At 64.4% G+C, this 16,239-nt stretch carries 17 protein-coding genes and 1 tRNA gene; 8 read left to right on the plus strand and 10 right to left on the minus strand.

Translation table 11 applies throughout. The annotated features are described in order from the left end of the window. Nucleotides 1-63 precede the first annotated feature (63 nt). From AXZ77_RS13880 to AXZ77_RS13920, 9 genes are all read right to left on the minus strand, one after another. Nucleotides 64-1,062, minus strand: coding sequence for an acetamidase/formamidase family protein (locus tag AXZ77_RS13880; protein ID WP_078570139.1), 999 nt, complete (start codon nucleotides 1,060-1,062; stop codon nucleotides 64-66). Nucleotides 1,063-1,107: 45 nt separating this feature from the next. Beyond that, nucleotides 1,108-1,821: an ABC transporter ATP-binding protein gene (locus tag AXZ77_RS13885; RefSeq protein WP_078541793.1), complete on the minus strand. Its 714-nt coding sequence runs from the start codon at nucleotides 1,819-1,821 to the stop codon at nucleotides 1,108-1,110. Then, nucleotides 1,814-2,530, minus strand: a complete 717-nt coding sequence (locus AXZ77_RS13890; protein WP_038079765.1) for an ABC transporter ATP-binding protein — start codon at nucleotides 2,528-2,530, stop codon at nucleotides 1,814-1,816. The genes AXZ77_RS13885 and AXZ77_RS13890 overlap by 8 nt, the downstream gene beginning before the upstream one ends. Beyond that, on the minus strand, nucleotides 2,530-3,600 hold the full coding sequence (locus AXZ77_RS13895) for an ABC transporter permease (RefSeq protein WP_098411601.1): 1,071 nt from the start codon (nucleotides 3,598-3,600) through the stop codon (nucleotides 2,530-2,532). Before AXZ77_RS13895 ends, AXZ77_RS13890 begins: the two co-directional genes overlap by 1 nt. A 1-nt stretch (nucleotide 3,601) precedes the next feature. Further along, nucleotides 3,602-4,474 (minus strand): branched-chain amino acid ABC transporter permease, encoded by an 873-nt coding sequence (locus AXZ77_RS13900; protein ID WP_078520226.1) that lies wholly within the window; start codon nucleotides 4,472-4,474, stop codon nucleotides 3,602-3,604. Between the two features lie 105 nt (nucleotides 4,475-4,579). Continuing rightward, nucleotides 4,580-5,815 (minus strand): urea ABC transporter substrate-binding protein, encoded by a 1,236-nt coding sequence (locus AXZ77_RS13905; protein ID WP_098411602.1) that lies wholly within the window; start codon nucleotides 5,813-5,815, stop codon nucleotides 4,580-4,582. 41 nt (nucleotides 5,816-5,856) lie between these two features. Then, nucleotides 5,857-6,513, minus strand: a complete 657-nt coding sequence (locus AXZ77_RS13910) for an ANTAR domain-containing response regulator (RefSeq protein ID WP_098411603.1) — start codon at nucleotides 6,511-6,513, stop codon at nucleotides 5,857-5,859. Further along, the gene (locus AXZ77_RS13915; RefSeq protein ID WP_098411604.1) at nucleotides 6,510-7,670 is read right to left on the minus strand and encodes a transporter substrate-binding domain-containing protein; all 1,161 of its coding nucleotides are present in this window, start codon (nucleotides 7,668-7,670) and stop codon (nucleotides 6,510-6,512) included. Before AXZ77_RS13915 ends, AXZ77_RS13910 begins: the two co-directional genes overlap by 4 nt. A gap of 372 nt (nucleotides 7,671-8,042) precedes the next feature. Continuing rightward, nucleotides 8,043-8,132 (minus strand) — tRNA-Ser (locus tag AXZ77_RS13920). 182 nt (nucleotides 8,133-8,314) lie between these two features. On the opposite strand from AXZ77_RS13920, the gene AXZ77_RS13925 reads away from it, so the two are divergent. The 7 genes from AXZ77_RS13925 to AXZ77_RS13955 all read left to right on the plus strand — a co-directional run bounded on the left by AXZ77_RS13925 (nucleotide 8,315) and on the right by AXZ77_RS13955 (nucleotide 15,020). After that, the gene (locus AXZ77_RS13925) at nucleotides 8,315-9,280 is read left to right on the plus strand and encodes an SPOR domain-containing protein (protein WP_255266510.1); all 966 of its coding nucleotides are present in this window, start codon (nucleotides 8,315-8,317) and stop codon (nucleotides 9,278-9,280) included. A gap of 15 nt (nucleotides 9,281-9,295) precedes the next feature. Beyond that, the gene (locus tag AXZ77_RS13930; RefSeq protein ID WP_098411605.1) at nucleotides 9,296-10,471 is read left to right on the plus strand and encodes a D-alanyl-D-alanine carboxypeptidase family protein; all 1,176 of its coding nucleotides are present in this window, start codon (nucleotides 9,296-9,298) and stop codon (nucleotides 10,469-10,471) included. 6 nt (nucleotides 10,472-10,477) lie between these two features. Continuing rightward, complete coding sequence (gene tmk / locus AXZ77_RS13935) at nucleotides 10,478-11,092, plus strand: dTMP kinase (protein WP_098411606.1); 615 nt, start codon at nucleotides 10,478-10,480, stop codon at nucleotides 11,090-11,092. A 215-nt stretch (nucleotides 11,093-11,307) separates the two neighbouring features. Beyond that, nucleotides 11,308-12,432 (plus strand): DNA polymerase III subunit delta', encoded by a 1,125-nt coding sequence (locus AXZ77_RS13940; protein ID WP_098411607.1) that lies wholly within the window; start codon nucleotides 11,308-11,310, stop codon nucleotides 12,430-12,432. Between the two features lie 22 nt (nucleotides 12,433-12,454). Next, complete coding sequence (locus AXZ77_RS13945) at nucleotides 12,455-13,273, plus strand: TatD family hydrolase (RefSeq protein WP_098411608.1); 819 nt, start codon at nucleotides 12,455-12,457, stop codon at nucleotides 13,271-13,273. Then, nucleotides 13,270-14,073: an MBL fold metallo-hydrolase gene (locus AXZ77_RS13950; RefSeq protein ID WP_098411609.1), complete on the plus strand. Its 804-nt coding sequence runs from the start codon at nucleotides 13,270-13,272 to the stop codon at nucleotides 14,071-14,073. Before AXZ77_RS13945 ends, AXZ77_RS13950 begins: the two co-directional genes overlap by 4 nt. Further along, complete coding sequence (locus AXZ77_RS13955) at nucleotides 14,073-15,020, plus strand: AEC family transporter (protein ID WP_078601658.1); 948 nt, start codon at nucleotides 14,073-14,075, stop codon at nucleotides 15,018-15,020. Before AXZ77_RS13950 ends, AXZ77_RS13955 begins: the two co-directional genes overlap by 1 nt. Nucleotides 15,021-15,138: 118 nt before the next feature. On the opposite strand, the gene irrA is transcribed toward AXZ77_RS13955, so the two are convergent. After that, on the minus strand, nucleotides 15,139-15,564 hold the full coding sequence (irrA, locus tag AXZ77_RS13960) for an iron response transcriptional regulator IrrA (protein WP_078520235.1): 426 nt from the start codon (nucleotides 15,562-15,564) through the stop codon (nucleotides 15,139-15,141). Nucleotides 15,565-15,715: 151 nt separating this feature from the next. Between irrA and fabA the strand changes: the two genes are divergently transcribed. Continuing rightward, a complete protein-coding gene (gene fabA, locus AXZ77_RS13965; protein ID WP_078520236.1) occupies nucleotides 15,716-16,225 on the plus strand; it encodes a bifunctional 3-hydroxydecanoyl-ACP dehydratase/trans-2-decenoyl-ACP isomerase in 510 nt (169 codons plus the stop codon). Nucleotides 16,226-16,239 lie beyond the last annotated feature (14 nt).

Here is a 16,239-nt window from a genome sequence, read left to right on the forward strand (position 1 = left end):
CCTCCAAGGCAGAGGCGACAGGTTAAAGACCGCGCAACAAGGGATAGGGGCGCGGCCCTAAGCTCATTCAGCGATGCCGACGATCGACTTCAGGACCGAGGCCCCGACCGTGTATTTCGGGTCGACCATGTTGCCGAGGCGCACGCGCCCGCATTGGGTCAGCAGCATATAGGCGTCGATCTCGTCGAAGCCGAAATCGGCGGCCATCCAGCGGATCAGCTCGCGGTAAGCGCCGCGCGCAGCGTCTTCCATCGGGCGTGCCGAGCCGACCGTCATGTAGAACTCTTCGTTCTCCAGACGCGGCGTGCTGATCGTCCAGTTCTTGATCAGGTCGATGCGCACGGTGGTGACGGTCGGGTGCTCGACCGCGACGCCGCAAAGCTCACCGTCGCCCTGGGCTGCGTGGCAATCCCCGAGGAACAGATACCCGCCCTCGGTCTGCACCGGCAGATAGACGACCGCGCCCGGTGCGACATCGGGAAGGTCCATGTTGCCGCCGTAATAATCCGGCACCAGCGAGGAGATCGCCTCGGCAATCGGAGCCGTGCCGATCGTGCCGATGAAGGGCTCGTAAGGCAGGCTGATCTTGTCGTTCCACTTCGTGCCCTCCTCGACGGTGATGTCGAGCTTGCGCACCACCTCGGGCAGCGGCGCAGTCAGGAGCGCGGTCTCGAAGGTGGGAACCAGACCGCCGAATTCGGGCATGATCACCGTGGTCCCCCGCGGCTGCGGCCCGCGCGGCACGATGCTCTCGATATAGACCGCGATCGTGTCGCCCTTCTCGGCGCCGTTGACGTAGATCGGGCCGTTTTGCGGGTTCAGGAACGGGAAGTTCAGGATCTCGGTCGGCTTGTCGGTCTCCGACTTGATCGCGCCTTCGAACGCGTCGTGGGTCTCGGCGCTGACGACGGTGCCCGGATCGACGGTCAGGACCGGCTCGATCCCGGCGGTGTAGATGTAGGGATAGCTTCCCTGCTCTTCCTCGGTGATCGTGCGTTTCTCGAGGGTCTGACCTTTCGCCACGCCCTTGCGCGCCATGATGGATTCTTCAAACCAGCTCATAAGTTGCTCCTTTTACTTGCAAATTCCATGATTGTTCCGGGGAGATCAGACCGACAGGTATCGTCGGATCGTGTCGCGGTCCTGCAGCATCTCGCGGTCGAGCTCGGCGACGATCCGGCCCTTGTCCATGACGTAGCAGCGCTGCGCCATCGCCCGGATCATGTCGACATTCTGCTCCACGAAGACGACGGTCACGCCGGTCTCGCGGTTCAGCTCGACCATGATGCGCGCGATGTCCTGCACGATGTTCGGCTGGATCCCCTCGGACGGCTCGTCGAGCAGGATCATCGACGGATCGCCCATCAGCACGCGCCCGATGGCGAGCTGCTGCTGCTGACCGCCCGACATCGTTCCCGCGCGTTGATCGGCGCGCTCCTTGAGGATCGGGAAATAGCGGAAGATCTCGTCGACCTTGCCCGGTGTGGACTTGCCCGCGATGCTTTCGCCGACGAGCAGGTTTTCCAGCACGGTCATGCGCGGGAAGACGTCGCGGCCTTGCGGCACATAGCCGATGCCCTTGCGCGCCCGTTTATGCGCCGAGAGCAGGTCGATCGACGCGCCGTCGAGGTTGATCGAGCCCTTGTCGGTCGACAACAGCCCGATCAGCGTTTTCATCAGGGTCGATTTGCCGACCCCGTTGCGCCCGATCACGGCGACGATCTCGCCCTCGCGGACCTGAAAATCGACGCCTTGCAGCACCGGCTTGCCGCCGTAGCCCGCATTGAGTTCGATCACGTCGAGAAGGACTTCCTTACGCATCGACTTCTCCCAGATAGATGGCGGCGACACGTTCATCGGCGACGATCTCGTCGATGGTGCCCTGCGCGAAAATCTTGCCGAAATGGAGCACCGTGACCTGGTGGGCGATCTGGCGCACGAAGGCCATGTCGTGCTCCACCGCCAGCAGGGTCATGCCCTCGCGGTTGAGCTCCTGAAGCATCTCGCCGGTGGCGAAGGTCTCGTCGGGCGTCATCCCGGCGGTCGGCTCGTCCAGCAGCAGCAGGCGCGGTTTCAGCGCTACCGCCATGCCGATCTCCAGCCACTGTTTCTGCCCGTGGCTGAGATTGCCGGCGAGCTGCTTGCGATCCTGCGAGAGTTTGAGGAACTCCAGCAGCCGGTCGATCTCCTCTTGCAGGATCTCGGGCGCGACATGGTGCTGAAGCGCGATCGTCAGGTTCTGCTGGACGCTCAGCTCCTTGAAGATGCCGGGCACCTGGAACTTCACGCTGATCCCCTTGCGGATGCGCTCGAAGGGTTTCGCGCGGGTGATCTCCTCGCCGTCATAGAGGATCTCTCCGCTATCGGGCAGATGTTCGCCCAGGATCAGCTTGAAGAAGGTGCTCTTGCCCGCCCCGTTGGGGCCGATCAGGCAATGCATCTCTCCGGGCTGAAGCGCGAAATCGACATTGCCCGTGACGTGGAGCCCGCCGAAATGCTTGTTGAGCTGGCGTGTTTCGAGAATGGCCATCACCGCTCTCCTTCCAGTTTGGATTTCCGGCGCATGAAGGGCGAGAGCAGCGCGATGACGATGCCACGCGGGGCGATCAGGACGGTGATCACCAGCAGCGTTCCCATCACGATCAGCGCATATTGGCTGCCGTAGATCGTGAGCGACTGGAACACCATGAGCACCGCGAGCGTGCCGATGACCGTGGTGGTGAGGTCCGTGCGTCCGCCGACCGCGACCCAGACGATGGGCAGCGAGGCCGCCGTCATCCCCATCGAGGCAGGCGTGATGTAGTTGCCCCAGGAGGTGTAGAGCACACCCGAGAGGCCCGCGAGCGCGGAGCCGATCACGAAGGTCGCAAGCTGATACTTGCGCACGTCATAGCCCAGCATCTCGGCGCGCATCGGGTTCTCGCGGATCGCCACGATGACATTGCCGAAGCGCGAATTCACGAGGATGCGCAGGCCGAGATAGCAGACCAGCAGCAGCACCAGCGTGACGTAATAGAGGGTCACGTCCGGATAGAGCACGATATTGCCGCCCGGCCACGGGATCGTCAGCGAGGGCATCGCGCCCATGCCGTTGAAGCCGTTCAGACGCGCCTTGCCGATCGCCCATTCCGGCCCCGCCGTCTGCGCCATGAAGCGCTCGAGCACCAGCGTCACCGAGAGCGTCACGATGCCGAGGAACACGCCGCTGATGCGCCCGAAGAACAGGAAGTAGCCAAGGATCGCTGCGAAGAGTGCGCTCAGGCCAACCGCCAGCACGAGCGAGAGCAGCGTCAGGCCGTAGGCGTCGCCGAGGTTGATCGTCAGGACCCCGTAGGCGTAGCCCGCGACCCCGAAGAAGGCGGTCTGGCCGAAGCTGAGCGCCCCGCCATAGCCCCAGATCAGGCTGAGCCCCATCGCCATGAAGAGCCAGTTGAAGAAGTAGACGTTATTGCCGACGTCATAGCTGTCCGCGAAGAACGGATAGGCGCAGGCGGCCAGCAGGACGACGCTGAAGCCCGACCAGAATTTCGGTCCCTTGCCGAGGGTTTGCGGCCCCTCGATGAGCTTCAGAATGGAAGTGAAACGGGATGCGCTGCTCACGTCAGGCCCTTTCTTTCAGGATCTTGCCGCTGATGCCGCGCGGCAGGATGCGGATCACGATGATGACGGCGATGAGCATGCCGATCTGACCGGCAAGCTGGCCCTGCCAGGAGGTCAGCGACGCTTTGATGAAGCCAAGCACGACCGCGGCAGGCGCCGTCCCGAGGAAGATGTCTGCGCCGCCCACAACGACGGTCACGAAAGCCTCGACCATGAAGGCGGCCCCCATCGTCGGCACGAGCGTCATCGTCGGCGCGTAAAGCCCACCGGCAAGCCCCGCGAGCGCCGCGCCCAGACCGAAGGTCAGGCTGTAGATCAGGTTGGTGTTGACCCCGAGCGCCTCGGCCACATGCGGCACCTGGATCGTGGCGCGGGCAAGGATGCCGAAGCGCGTCTTGGTAAACATCAGCCACAGCGCGGCCAGCGTCGCGAGCGCCATTACCACGAGCACGATGCGGTAGATCGAATAGGAATAGTCGCCGACGGTGAAGCTGCCGAAGGGCGTGCCGCTGCCCGCCATCGTCGTGCCCAGCACGATCAGCGTGCCTTGGGTGACGATCATCGAGATCCCCCAGGTAGCCACGATCGTATCGAGGGGACGTTTGTAGAGCGGTCGGATCACCACGACCTCGACGATCATCCCGGCGATACCGGCGGCCAGAGAGCCCAGCGCGATCGCGATCGGAAGGGGCACGCCCATATGGGTGGCGCTCGTCGAGACATAGGCGCCGCAGAGGATGAACTCGCCATGCGCGAGGTTGATCACGCCCATCATGCCGAAGATCACCGCGAGGCCGCAGGCGCTGAGCACGAGGAAGGCGAACGCGTCTCCGAACTGGTAGAAGAAGCTGAAAAGAGAGTAGAGGAACTCCATAGACCGTCCCTTTCTTGGTGGCCGTCGTTCAGGGAAATCCGGGCAGGAAAATCCGGGAGGGGACGGATGCGGAGCCAAGGGGCCCCGCATCCGCGATGCGTCGGATTACTCCGTCGGCAGGTGCGACGGGGTGTACTGGTCGCTCGGATCGTTCTGGGTCAGATCGCAGCCGACATCGCCCAGCCAGTAGGGCTTGATGTCATCCCATTTCTTCGGGAACTCGATCGAGTGATCTTCCAGCACATGGGCCAGATAGATCGTGTGCGAGGTGTGCTGGCTCTTCGGATCGATGCACATCTCACCCTCGGGCGCGTCGTAGCACAGGTTGCCATCGGCGAGCGTGGCGCGCACATCTTCCAGAGCGGTGGAGCCGCCGGCTTTCTCGACCATCTCCTTGTAGAGATAGACCGCCGCGTAGGAGTTCTCGGCTTCCTGGTTGATGTAGGGCTCGTCGGGGAACATCGCGTGGAACTTCTCGACGAAGGCCTTGCTTTCCGGCGTGTCGATTTCCTCGACATAGTTCACCGTCGCATACATGTCCTTCAGGCTCGGGGGCGTGAAGCGCTTATGCTCGTAGCCCTGACCCACGTTCACCGAGGACGCCATCGGCAGGTCGACATTCGCCGAACCGGCCTGCTCGTAATAGGACGACTGCGCCGTGCCCACGAGCAGCGTCACCACGAAGTCGGGCTTGGCGGCCTGGATGTTCTGGATGGTCTGCGAGAACTGCGACACGCCGAGCGGGATGAACTCTTCGCCCACCATCTCGCCGCCATTGTCCTTGACGATGTTGCGCACCCATTCGGCCGAGATCTGGCCGAAGTTGTAGTCGGCGGCGATCGTGTAGACGTTCTTGCCGTACTTCTCCATCATGTAGGGGATCAGCGTCGAGAACTGCTGCTCCGGCACCGCGCCGGTGACGATCATGTTCGCGTCGCAGACGCCGCCTTCATACTGGTTGTTGTAGAAGGCCAGCCCGTCGAACTGGTTGACGATCGGACGGTAAGCTTCACGCGAGGCCGAGGAGAAGCCCGCGAAGACCACGTCCACCTTGTCGCGCTGCAGCACGCGGCGCATGAATTCCTGATAGCGCGTGTTGTCCGACTGGGTGTCGTAGGTCACCAGTTCGATCGGACGACCGGCGATGCCGCCCGCGTCGTTGATTTCCTTGGTGGCCAGCTGGATGCCATGCACCTTGCCGATGGTCGCGAGGGCGAAATCCCCCGACTGGTCTTCGAGCACACCGATCTTGATCGGCTCCGCATCCTGAGCCGCCACAGGGCCGGCAAAAGACAATAGGGTAGCGAGCACCGAAGCGGTGCTGATCAGTTTCCTGTTCATTTTCAACTCCTTGTTGAGGTTTTCCTGGGTGCCTTGCTGGGCTAGCGCGCCTGACACCTCTTTTTCGTTTCACCGCGATCGAGATCGCTGTCCGGGTTTGCCAGCATCAGGGACTCGCAGTGGTCCTCGACGCTGACGCGCGCGCGCATGCTGTCCTTTCGCAGAAGGTCATATGCGGCATCTTCGTTAAGCCCGCGCTGGCGCATGAGCGCAGCGACAGCCTTGATGACGTAAATCCGTTTGCGGCGGCGTTCGCCCATATCGTCGAGGCTCGCCTTGAGGCCGTCGATTTGCTCGAACGCGTTCACGCCCAGATAGAGAGCGGAATAGACGGCTCCGCTATGGATCGGTTTTTGCAGGAAGGACGCGGCCCCGAGTTGGAGCATCGCCTTGAGACGGCTCGGCGCTTCCGTGCCGACCAGCCCGACCGTCGGACACGGCGCATGCTGGGGCGACAGATTGTAACTCTCGGGCCATGCAGGCGGCAGGTTCAGGTCGCCGTCGATGATGACGAGGTCGGCCTCCGGGCTGAGATCTTCGGGCAGCTCGAAGTCCTGGCGCAGCGGGAGGGGACGGGTATCCGGCTCCAGCCCGAGCCTGCGCAGCGTGGCTTCGAGAATACCCAGCGAGCGGCCCTCGGTGGTGAAGATGACGGCCCTGCGGCCGCGGAAGTTTTGCGCGATCCGGGGTGTCTTCATTGAACCACCCTCACGTTCCTGCGCCGCTCCGCCGGCTCGAAGGCCGTCGTCGAGGACACGAGGTAAGGGTCGGCCGCGATGGGTTCGGGCGCTTCGAGCAGGATGTCGAACTCGAAATCCGCGCGCGACAAGCCAATGCGAGGCGTGAGCGAGGCATGGTAGGTTTCGGGGTCGATCGTGACCCGGCCCTGCGGTGCGTCGAAAACCTGACCCGCAGCCGCTTCGAGCACCGCCCCCACCGACGCGGTGCCCGCATCGGCGATGGATTTCGCGAGCATATGAATGGCGATATAGGCGGCTTCGGCTTCGGCGGAGACGACAGGCCCCTCGGGGAAGGCTTTGCCATAGGCCTCGACGAAGCGCGTGTTGCGCTCTCCCGCGAGGGACGAGAAATAGACGCTGGAGCTGATCTGCCCATCGGCCCCCACCGGCCCGATCGCGCGAAGCTCGGGCTCCGACAGGTTACAGCTTGCAATGGGGAAGCGCGTGGTCTGCTCGATCCCGCGCGCCTCGCAGGTCTCGCGGAAGGCCCGGAAGAACGCGTAAGAGGAGTCGCCGATCAGCGCGTTGAACACGAAATCGGGCTTGGTCTCGAGGATCTCCTCGATGATGGCGGCCATATCGGTCTCGCCGACCGGCAGATACCGCTCCGCCACCACTTCGCCGCGGCGCCGCTGCAGCTCTTCGCGCATCACCCGGTTGCTTTCCCAGCCCCAGATATAGTTCGAGCCGATGCAATAGGCGCGGCGGCCGAAGCGCGCGCAGAGGAAATCGATGAGCGGCGACATGTGATGGTTCGGCGCCGCACCGGTATAGATGACGTTGGTCGAGCTCTCGAAGCCTTCGTAATGCGTCGGATACCACAACAGCGCGTCATGCTTCTCGAAGAGCGGGATCACTTCCTTGCGGCTCGACGAGGTGTAGCAGCCGCAGATATGACGGATGCCGCGATCGAACATGCTCTGAACCGCCGGCGCGTATCTGTGCAGATCGCTCTCGGGGTCGATATGGATGGGATGGAAAGTGACCGCCGCGCTCGGGTCCGCATTGATCTCGTCGCAGGCAAGCTGCGCGCCGTTGAGCTGCGTATGCGCGACTCTACCGTATGCGCCGGTGGTCGAGAAAAGCAGGCCGATCTGTAGGTCGAGACGTGTCATTTTCGATCTTCCAACGACAAAAACCCCCAGAAGCAGAAACTGCTTTGGAGGCGGAATTGCCGACATATCTGAGGGTTCAACGCGCCATGACGAGCACATTTGCTCGGCGCTTACCTCACGCTAGGGAATCGTTCACGAACCTGTCAATAGGCTTGTGACTTCGCCGTGACCGCCCCCGTCTTGAGCCCACACATGCACGTTATTGAAGCTGTTCCCAAAGCGGACTGCCCGCAAATTGAGCGCAACCCGGATGCTCAGACAGGTCTCGCCTTCCCTGAAGCTGCGATGTCCGGAGAGTGAGCGATCATCCCCTGCGGACGGAGGCATCGCCGGCGTGCGACGGGGTCGTTCTTGGGCATGGAAGCGATGCTCTGGCGGAGGAGGTGGGATTCGAACCCACGGTAGGCTTTCACCTACGTCGGTTTTCAAGACCGGTGCATTAAACCACTCTGCCACTCCTCCGACCGGCTTCGCTTAGACCGCTTCACGCGATTCTGAAAGTCTTGCGCGCCGATTTCCGCGCGTGGGCGTTGGGGCAGCTTTTCACGGGCTCTGCAAATCGCTAGGATCGCGCGTAACGCATGGCGCAAGCGGTGCAGACGCGCAGGCAAGAGGCGGGCAAACCGCGCGAAGAGGGGCACAGGATGACTGAGCAGAAGAAGATGACGCGCAAGCGGGTGACGGGCTTTGCCCTGATGCTGGGCGCGGGGATCGCGCTGGCAGGCTGTCAGGAAAGCGGCGGCTCCCCGTTCGGGATGTTCAAGAAGAAACCTGCGGACGAGACCGCAAGCCCCGGCGACGCCGAGACCGTCACCGAAAACGGCCAGAAGATGATCGAGCGCGACGTCGAAGCGCCGCAGGTCTTCTCGGTCGATGAAAAGGGCCTGTGGGACGGGCGTCCCTCGCTGGGCGGCGTCTGGGTCGCACATCCGGACGTCAAAGACCCCGAGCGGGTGATCATCCGCAACCCGTCGAACGGCAAATTCGTCATCGGCGCGCTGTTCAAGCGCGAGACCGACAATCCCGGGCCGAAACTGCAGGTCAGCTCGGACGCGGCCGATGCGCTGGGGCTGCTGGCGGGCGCGCCGACCGAGCTCTCCGTCGTGGCGCTGCGCCGCGAGACGGTGCCGGTCAAGGAAGACAAGCCCGCGCCGCTCGTCGACAAGCCGGTGATCGCAGCCCCCGAAACGGTCGAGCAGAAGTCGCTCGACGAGGTGACCGCAACCGCCGAAGCGGGCATCGCGAAGGCGCAAGGCACGCCGAAACCCACGGCGAAACCGGTCAAGCCCGCAATCGGCGCGGCCCCTGCCCCGGCGCCCGCCCCCGCAGCCCCGGTGGCTTCGGCGGCTCCGCAGCCGAGCACGCCGAAAATGAGCACCGGCGCAGGCTATATCCAGATCGGCATCTTCTCCGTCGAGGCGAATGCGAAACGCGCCCAGAGCCAGATGGCCAAGGCGGGCGTGATCGCCGAGATCAGGAAGGAACAAAGCCATTCCAAGACCTTCTGGCGCGTGATCGCGGGCCCCGCGCCCACGAAATCCGACCTCGACGCGCTCAAGACCAAAATTCACGGGCTGGGCTATCCCGACGCCTACCCCGTCTCGAAATAGGACTACGCAGAAGATATGACCTTCATTCGCCTGATCGCCGCCACGCTTGCAGCTTGCCTGTTCGCCCTGCCCGCCGCCGCCTTCGACACCAAGGCCCATGCGGCTTGGGTCTATGACCTGTCGACCAAGACCGTCCTGATGGCGAAGAACGCGGATATCCCGCTGCCCCCGGCCTCGATGTCGAAACTGATGACGCTCGATCTGCTGTTCGAGGCGCTGGAAGATGGCCGGGTCACGATGGACACGACCTTCCCGGTCTCGGAACATGCGCAGTCGATGGGCGGCTCGACGATGTTCCTCAACACGACCGATCGGCCTACCGTGCGCGACCTGATCCAGGGCATCATCATCAACTCGGGCAACGACGCCTGCGTCGTGGTGGCCGAGGGGCTGGCGGGCTCCGAGTCCTCCTTCGCCGATCTGATGACCGAGCGCGCGCATGAGCTGGGCATGAAGAACTCGATGTTCGCCAACTCGAACGGCTGGCCCGACCCCGGCCAGCGCATGTCGGTCCATGATCTCGGCATCGTCGCAAGCCGGATCATCACCCATTTCCCGCAATATTATCACTTCTTCAGCGAGACCCATTTCAACTACAAGGACCGCGCCCCGGCCAATGCCGAGAACCGCAATCCGCTGCTGGACATCCGCGCCGCCGACTGGAAGGCCGATGGCATGAAGACCGGCCACACGCAGGAAGCGGGCTACGGTCTCGTGGGCTCCGCCGTGATGGGCGAGCGCCGCATCGTCTTCGTGCTGGCAGGCATGCCCTCCGAGCAGGCGCGCCGGTCGGAAGGCGAAGCGGTCGCGAACTGGGCCTTCCGTCAGTTCGTGATGAAGGACGTCGCGAAGGCGGGCACCCAGCTCGCCGAAGCGCCGGTCTGGCTGGGCGGCAAATCGACCGTCGGCCTTGCGCCGAAAACCGATCTGTCGCTGCTGGTCCCTGCGGGCGCGAAGGACAAGGTGACCGCCGAGGCCGTGTTCAAAGGCCCGCTGCAGGCCCCGATCAAGCAAGGTCAGGAAGTCGGCAAGCTGGTGATCACCGTGCCGGGCCTCGACAATGCCAATGAAGTGCCGCTCGTCGCCACCGAGGACGTCAAGAAAGGCGGCTTTGTCGTGCGCGTGAAAGCGGCGCTGGCGCGGCTGTCGGGCAAGGCGTTCGAGGCCGCGATGGAACGGGTGAACAGCTAAGCGCGCATGTTCATCAGCTTCGAGGGGATCGACGGATCGGGTAAATCCACACAGGCGCGGATGCTGGCCGAAACCCTGCGGGACGCGGGGCGCGAGGTCGTTCTGACACGCGAACCCGGCGGCTCCCCGGGGGCCGAGGAAATCCGTCGTCTGGTGCTTGAGGGCGATCCCGACCGCTGGTCCGCAGAGACCGAGATCCTTCTGTTCACCGCCGCACGCCGCGACCATCTGGAGCGTGTGATCGAACCGGCGCTCGCCGCTGGCAAAGTGGTGATCTGCGACCGTTTCGCGGATTCGACCCGGATGTATCAGGGCCTCTCGCGCGGCAATCTGCGCGCCGTGGTCGATCAGCTGCACACCCTGATGATCGGGCGCGAGCCGGACCTGACCGTCCTGATCGACATCGACCCGGCCACCGGCCTCGCCCGCGCCAAGGGGCGTCAGGGCACCGAGGAGCGGTTCGAGGATTTCGGCGTCGGGTTGCAGGAAAAGATGCGCGCGGGTTTCCTGTCCTTGGCCGAGGAATTCGCACCCCGCTTCCGGGTAATCGACGGTGCGCGCGAGGCCGACGCGATTGCCGCCGATGTGCTGAGCGCCGTGCAGGCAGAACTGCAGAGCTAAGGGCGGCGCCAGACCCTCGGGTGGGCGCTTCGCTACGTTGGTGGCTTGGCGTTTTATCTCTAAAGCCCAGGAAAACCAGCGTGCCTGCGATGTCATCGCCAATGCGCCCTCCCGGTGGGAGGGTCGGGCGCGGCCCGGGGCTGGTCGCCCCGCGCCAACAGCCTTCCGCAAAAACCCCGCTGGAAACCGCCCGCGCGCGCAACTAGAGTGCCGCCATGAGCCTCGCCGACCTTCCCGATCCAACCCTTGCGCCCGGTGCGCGACACCCGCGCGACACGCTGCGTCTGGTCGGTCAGACGCGGGCCGAAGAGGATTTCCTCGACGCGTTCAACATGGGGCGGCTGCATCACGGCTGGCTGCTGACCGGGCCGCGCGGCGTGGGCAAGGCGACGCTGGCTTGGCGGATTACGCGCTTCCTGATGACACGGCCCGAGGACGACGGGCCGGGCCTGTTCGGCGAGCCGGAACAGCCCACCAGCCTCGATCCCGATCCGAACCACCCGGCGCTCAGCCGCATCCACGCCGGATCGGAGCCCGGCATCTTCGTGCTCAAGCGTGGCGCCAACGCCACCGAATCCGCGCTGTCGCAGGACATTCGCGTCGATGAGGTGCGCAAGCTGCGCTCCTTCCTGCATCTGTCTGCCGCCGAGGGCGGACGGCGCGTGGTGATCATCGACGCCGCCGACGAGATGAATACCCAGGCCGCCAACGCGGTGCTGAAACTGCTCGAAGAGCCGCCGCCGCGCGTGACCTTCCTGCTGATCGCGCATCAGCCGGCGCGGCTCCTGCCGACGATCCGCTCGCGCTGTCGCGAATTGCGTCTGGGCACGCTCACGCCTGATCAGATGGAAGCCGCCATCGCCGCCGCCGAAGAGGAAGGCGAGCCGCCGGAGCTCGACCACCACGCGCTGGCCGCGCTGTCGGGTGGCTCCGTCGGCGCCGCGATCCGGCTGATCAATCAGGACGGCATGACCACCTATGCCAAGCTCGTCGATCTGATGGGCACCCTGCCCCGGCTCGACCGTCTGAGCGCGCTGGCGCTGGCCGAAAGCTGCGTGGGCAAGGCGAATGAGAACCGCTTTATCCTCGTGCTCAACCTGATCGACCTGTTTCTGTCGCGTGCCGCGCGCGCAGGCGTCATGGGTCCGCCCCATCCCGAGGCGGCCCCCGGCGAGGCGCAGCTTCTCGCACGATTGTCGCCTGACGATCAGGCAGCGATGAAATGGGCTGCCCTCCATCAGAGCATGGGCGCGCGGGCAGCCCACGGCCGGGCGGTCAACCTTGACCCTGCCGCGCTCGTGATGGATATCGTCTTGGAGATCACAGCCGCCGCCTCCTGATGCGGCGCGAAAGGAGCCGATTTTGACCCTCCCGCCCGAGATCACAGACAGCCATTGCCATCTCGATTTCCCCGATTTCGACGGTGAGCGCGACGACATCATCGCCCGCGCCAATGCCGCCGGGGTGACGCGGATGGTGACGATCTGCACCAAGCTGAAGAACGAGCCCTCCGTGCGTGCCATCGCCGAGGCGCATCGCGGCGTCTTCTACGCGGCAGGCACGCACCCGATGAGCGTCGCCGAAGAACCGATGGCCACGGTGGACGAACTGGTGGCGCTGGCGAAGCACCCGAAATTCGTAGGGCTGGGCGAGACTGGGCTCGACTATCACTACACCGCCGAGAGCGCCGAGGTTCAGAAAACCTCGCTGCGCCTGCATATCGAAGCCGCCCAGGAAACCGGCCTGCCGCTGATCATCCATTCGCGCGATGCCGACGAGGACATGGAAGCGATCCTGACCGAGGGCATGAAGGCCAAGCCCTATTCCTGCGTCATGCATTGCTATTCGTCGGGGCCGCGCCTCGCGCAGGTCTCGGTCGATCTGGGCTTTTACCTGTCGATGTCCGGCATCGCGACCTTCCCGAAATCGCAGGAAGTGCGCGACATCTTCGCCGCCGCACCGCTCGACCGGATCCTCGTGGAAACCGACAGCCCCTATCTCGCGCCGCCGCCCTATCGCGGCAAGCGCAACGAGCCCGCCTACACGGCCCACACCGCCAAGGTCGGCGCCGATGTCTTCGGCCTGCCGCTGGAGGAATTCGCCGCCGCGACGCAGGCCAATTTCGACCGCCTGTTCTGGAAAGCCGCCGAGCATGGCGAGCGGGGGAGCATCGCTGCATGAGTCGGATGCGCTTCACGATCCTCGGCTGCGGCTCCTCGGGGGGCGTGCCGCGCATCGGCAACAATTGGGGCGACTGCGACCCGGCGAACCCGAAGAACCACCGGCTGCGCTGTTCGATGCTGGTCGAGCGGGTCGCCCAGTCGGGCACCACGCGGGTGCTGATCGACACCACGCCCGACATGCGCCAGCAACTGCTGACCGCGGGCGTGGGCGAGCTGGATGCGGTGGTCTACACCCACAGCCATGCCGATCACGTCCACGGGCTCGACGATCTGCGCCAGATCGTCTTCAACATGCGCACCCGCCTGCCCGTCTGGGCCGATGCCGATACCGAGGCCGCCCTTCTGGACCGCTTCGCCTATGCCTTCGTCCAGCCCTCGGACAGCAATTACAAACCGATTTGCGAGCTGAAATCGATCCATCGCGAGCGCCCCTTCCAGATTACCGGTGCGGGCGGCTCGATCGAGTTTCAGCCCTTTCAGGTCGAGCATGGCAATATCGACGCGCTCGGCTTCCGGATCGGCGGGCTGGCCTATCTGCCGGACGTCTCGGACATTCCCGAAGAGGCCTGGGCCTATCTCGAAGGCCTCGATTGCTGGGTGCTCGACGCGCTGCGCCGCACGCCGCACCCCACCCATGCGCATCTGGCCCGCGCGCTGGAATGGATCGAGCGCGCACAGCCCGCAAGCGCGGTACTGACCAACATGCATATCGACCTCGACCACGACACGGTCGCCGAGGAAACCCCGGATCACATTCGCCCTGCCCATGACGGGATGGTTCTGGATTTCGGCCTCTAATGAGCGTTCTGATCGACGTCATCCTGCCGGTCTTTCTGGTGATCGGCTTCGGCTACGTCGTGGCCTGGCGCGGGTTGTTCTCCGAGGGCGCGATCGACGGGCTGATGCGCTTCGCGCAGAACTTCGCGGTGCCGGTGCTTCTGGCGCGCTCGATCGCCAATCTCGACCTGACGCAGAGCTATAACTGGGCGATGATGGCGGCGTTCTACGCAGGCGCGCTGATCTCCTTCGCGATCGGGATCACCGGCGCGCGCGCGATGGGGCGCAACGGGCCGGAGAGCGTCGCCATCGGCTTTGCCTGCCTGTTCTCGAATTCGCTTCTGCTGGGCGTGCCGATCACCGAACGCGCCTATGGCACCGATGCGCTGTCGGGCAATTTCGCGATCATCTCGGTGCATTCGCCCTTCCTCTACACGATCGGCATCCTCGCGATGGAGATGGTGCGCTCGTCGGGCACCGGCACGTCGCTTGGGCGCGTCGGGCTCAACGCGCTGATCGGCGTGCTGCGGACCCCGCTGGTGATCGGTATCCTGACGGGCTTTGCGATCAAGATTCTCACCACGCTGACCGGCCAGCCCCTGCCCCATCCGATCCGCGAGGGGATGGACATGATGGCGCGCGCGGCGCTGCCTGCGGCGCTGTTCGGGCTGGGCGGCGTGCTCTATCGCTATCGTCCCGAGGGCGATGCGAAGGCCATCGCGATGGTCACGGGCCTGTCGCTGATGCTGCATCCGGCGATCACCTATGGGCTCGCGCATTTCGCCTTCAAGGTGGACACGACCGCGCTGCGTTCGGCCACGCTGACGGCGGCGATGGCGCCGGGGGTCAACGCCTATCTCTTCGCGAATATCTACGGGGTGGCGCGCAGAGTCGCAGCCTCTGCCGTGCTGATCGCAACGGCGCTGTCGATTCTGACGATCTGGGGCTGGCTCGCGATCCTGCCGTGAGGTTCGGGGGCTCTGCCCCCCGTCGCCGGAGGGCGACAAGACTGACGTATCGAGGGGCTCTGCCCCTTTGGCCTACGGCCATTCACCCCGGGATATTTTCGCCAAGAGGAAGCGGCAATCAGGCCTTGCGGACGCGGATCACCACGTCGACGCGGGTGATCTCGGCGCCTTCGGGGGCCTGCGGGATCGAGGCGAGCTTCAACTCCTCGGCCGGGGCATCCGACAAGCGGTTGTCGTCTTCCCAGAAGAAGTGCGGGTGATCGTCCATGCGCGTGTCGAAATAGCTGCGCGCGCCATCGACCGTTATCTCATGCATCAGCCCGGCGTCGCAGAACGCCTTGAGCGTGTTGTAGACGGTTGCGAGCGAGACTTTCTCGCCCGCATCGCAGGCGGCCGCATATAGGCTTTCGGCCGTGACATGACGATTTTCCCCATCGCCCACGAGCAATGTGGCCAGCGCCAGTCGCTGACGGGTGGGGCGCAGCCCGCCACGGCTCAGCCAGTCCTGCCCGCGGCGCTGTTCGGTCGAATTCGTCACAGCCATGTCATGTCTCCTCGGTACCTATATGAGACTTTTCCACTCAGGTTTCAATGCAACCGCGCAGGGGCGCGGCCTGTCACCGTCGCCCTTGCGCCACGCGGCCACGCGGTGATAGAGGGATGCAAAAGCACGCCAAAACCGGGAAGGAGCGCCGATGGCTGGGTTTCCGACGAGCTTCGGGAAAGAAGATCTTCTGAAATGTGCACGCGGGGAGCTGTTTGGCCCCGGCAATGCACAGCTTCCGGCGCCGCCGATGCTGATGATGGACCGCATCACCGACATCTCGGGCGATGGCGGCAAGCACGGCAAGGGCCACGTTGTCGCCGAGTTCGACATCACCCCCGACCTGTGGTTCTTCGAATGCCATTTCCCCGGCAATCCGATCATGCCGGGCTGCCTCGGCCTCGACGGGTTGTGGCAGCTTACCGGCTTCAACCTCGGGTGGCGTGGCTGGCAGGGTCGCGGCTATGCGCTTGGCGTGGGCGAAGTTAAGCTCACCGGCATGGTCCGCCCCGATCGTAAAATGCTGACCTACAAGGTCGATTTCACCAAGGCCATTCAGACCCGTCGCCTGACCATGGGTGTCGCCGACGGGATCGTCGAGGCCGACGGTGACGTGATCTACGAGGTCAAGGACATGAAGGTCGCGCTCTCCGAGAGCTGACCCCCATAGACAGA

The sequence above is a fragment of the Thioclava sp. ES.031 genome (assembly GCF_002563775.1).
GTDB lineage: Bacteria > Pseudomonadota > Alphaproteobacteria > Rhodobacterales > Rhodobacteraceae > Thioclava.

Bases quoted from the DNA above. Each gene is read 5' to 3' on its own strand.
- AXZ77_RS13880 (WP_078570139.1), bottom strand. From the start codon at position 1,062: ATGAGCTGGTTTGAAGAATCCATCATGGCGCGCAAGGGCGTGGCGAAA.
- AXZ77_RS13885 (WP_078541793.1), bottom strand. From the start codon at position 1,821: ATGCGTAAGGAAGTCCTTCTCGACGTGATCGAACTCAATGCGGGCTAC.
- AXZ77_RS13890 (WP_038079765.1), bottom strand. From the start codon at position 2,530: ATGGCCATTCTCGAAACACGCCAGCTCAACAAGCATTTCGGCGGGCTC.
- AXZ77_RS13900 (WP_078520226.1), bottom strand. From the start codon at position 4,474: ATGGAGTTCCTCTACTCTCTTTTCAGCTTCTTCTACCAGTTCGGAGAC.
- AXZ77_RS13905 (WP_098411602.1), bottom strand. From the start codon at position 5,815: ATGAACAGGAAACTGATCAGCACCGCTTCGGTGCTCGCTACCCTATTG.
- AXZ77_RS13910 (WP_098411603.1), bottom strand. From the start codon at position 6,513: ATGAAGACACCCCGGATCGCGCAAAACTTCCGCGGCCGCAGGGCCGTC.
- AXZ77_RS13915 (WP_098411604.1), bottom strand. From the start codon at position 7,670: ATGACACGTCTCGACCTACAGATCGGCCTGCTTTTCTCGACCACCGGC.
- AXZ77_RS13925 (WP_255266510.1), top strand. From the start codon at position 8,315: ATGACTGAGCAGAAGAAGATGACGCGCAAGCGGGTGACGGGCTTTGCC.
- AXZ77_RS13930 (WP_098411605.1), top strand. From the start codon at position 9,296: ATGACCTTCATTCGCCTGATCGCCGCCACGCTTGCAGCTTGCCTGTTC.
- tmk (WP_098411606.1), top strand. From the start codon at position 10,478: ATGTTCATCAGCTTCGAGGGGATCGACGGATCGGGTAAATCCACACAG.
- AXZ77_RS13940 (WP_098411607.1), top strand. From the start codon at position 11,308: ATGAGCCTCGCCGACCTTCCCGATCCAACCCTTGCGCCCGGTGCGCGA.
- AXZ77_RS13950 (WP_098411609.1), top strand. From the start codon at position 13,270: ATGAGTCGGATGCGCTTCACGATCCTCGGCTGCGGCTCCTCGGGGGGC.
- AXZ77_RS13955 (WP_078601658.1), top strand. From the start codon at position 14,073: ATGAGCGTTCTGATCGACGTCATCCTGCCGGTCTTTCTGGTGATCGGC.
- irrA (WP_078520235.1), bottom strand. From the start codon at position 15,564: ATGGCTGTGACGAATTCGACCGAACAGCGCCGCGGGCAGGACTGGCTG.
- fabA (WP_078520236.1), top strand. From the start codon at position 15,716: ATGGCTGGGTTTCCGACGAGCTTCGGGAAAGAAGATCTTCTGAAATGT.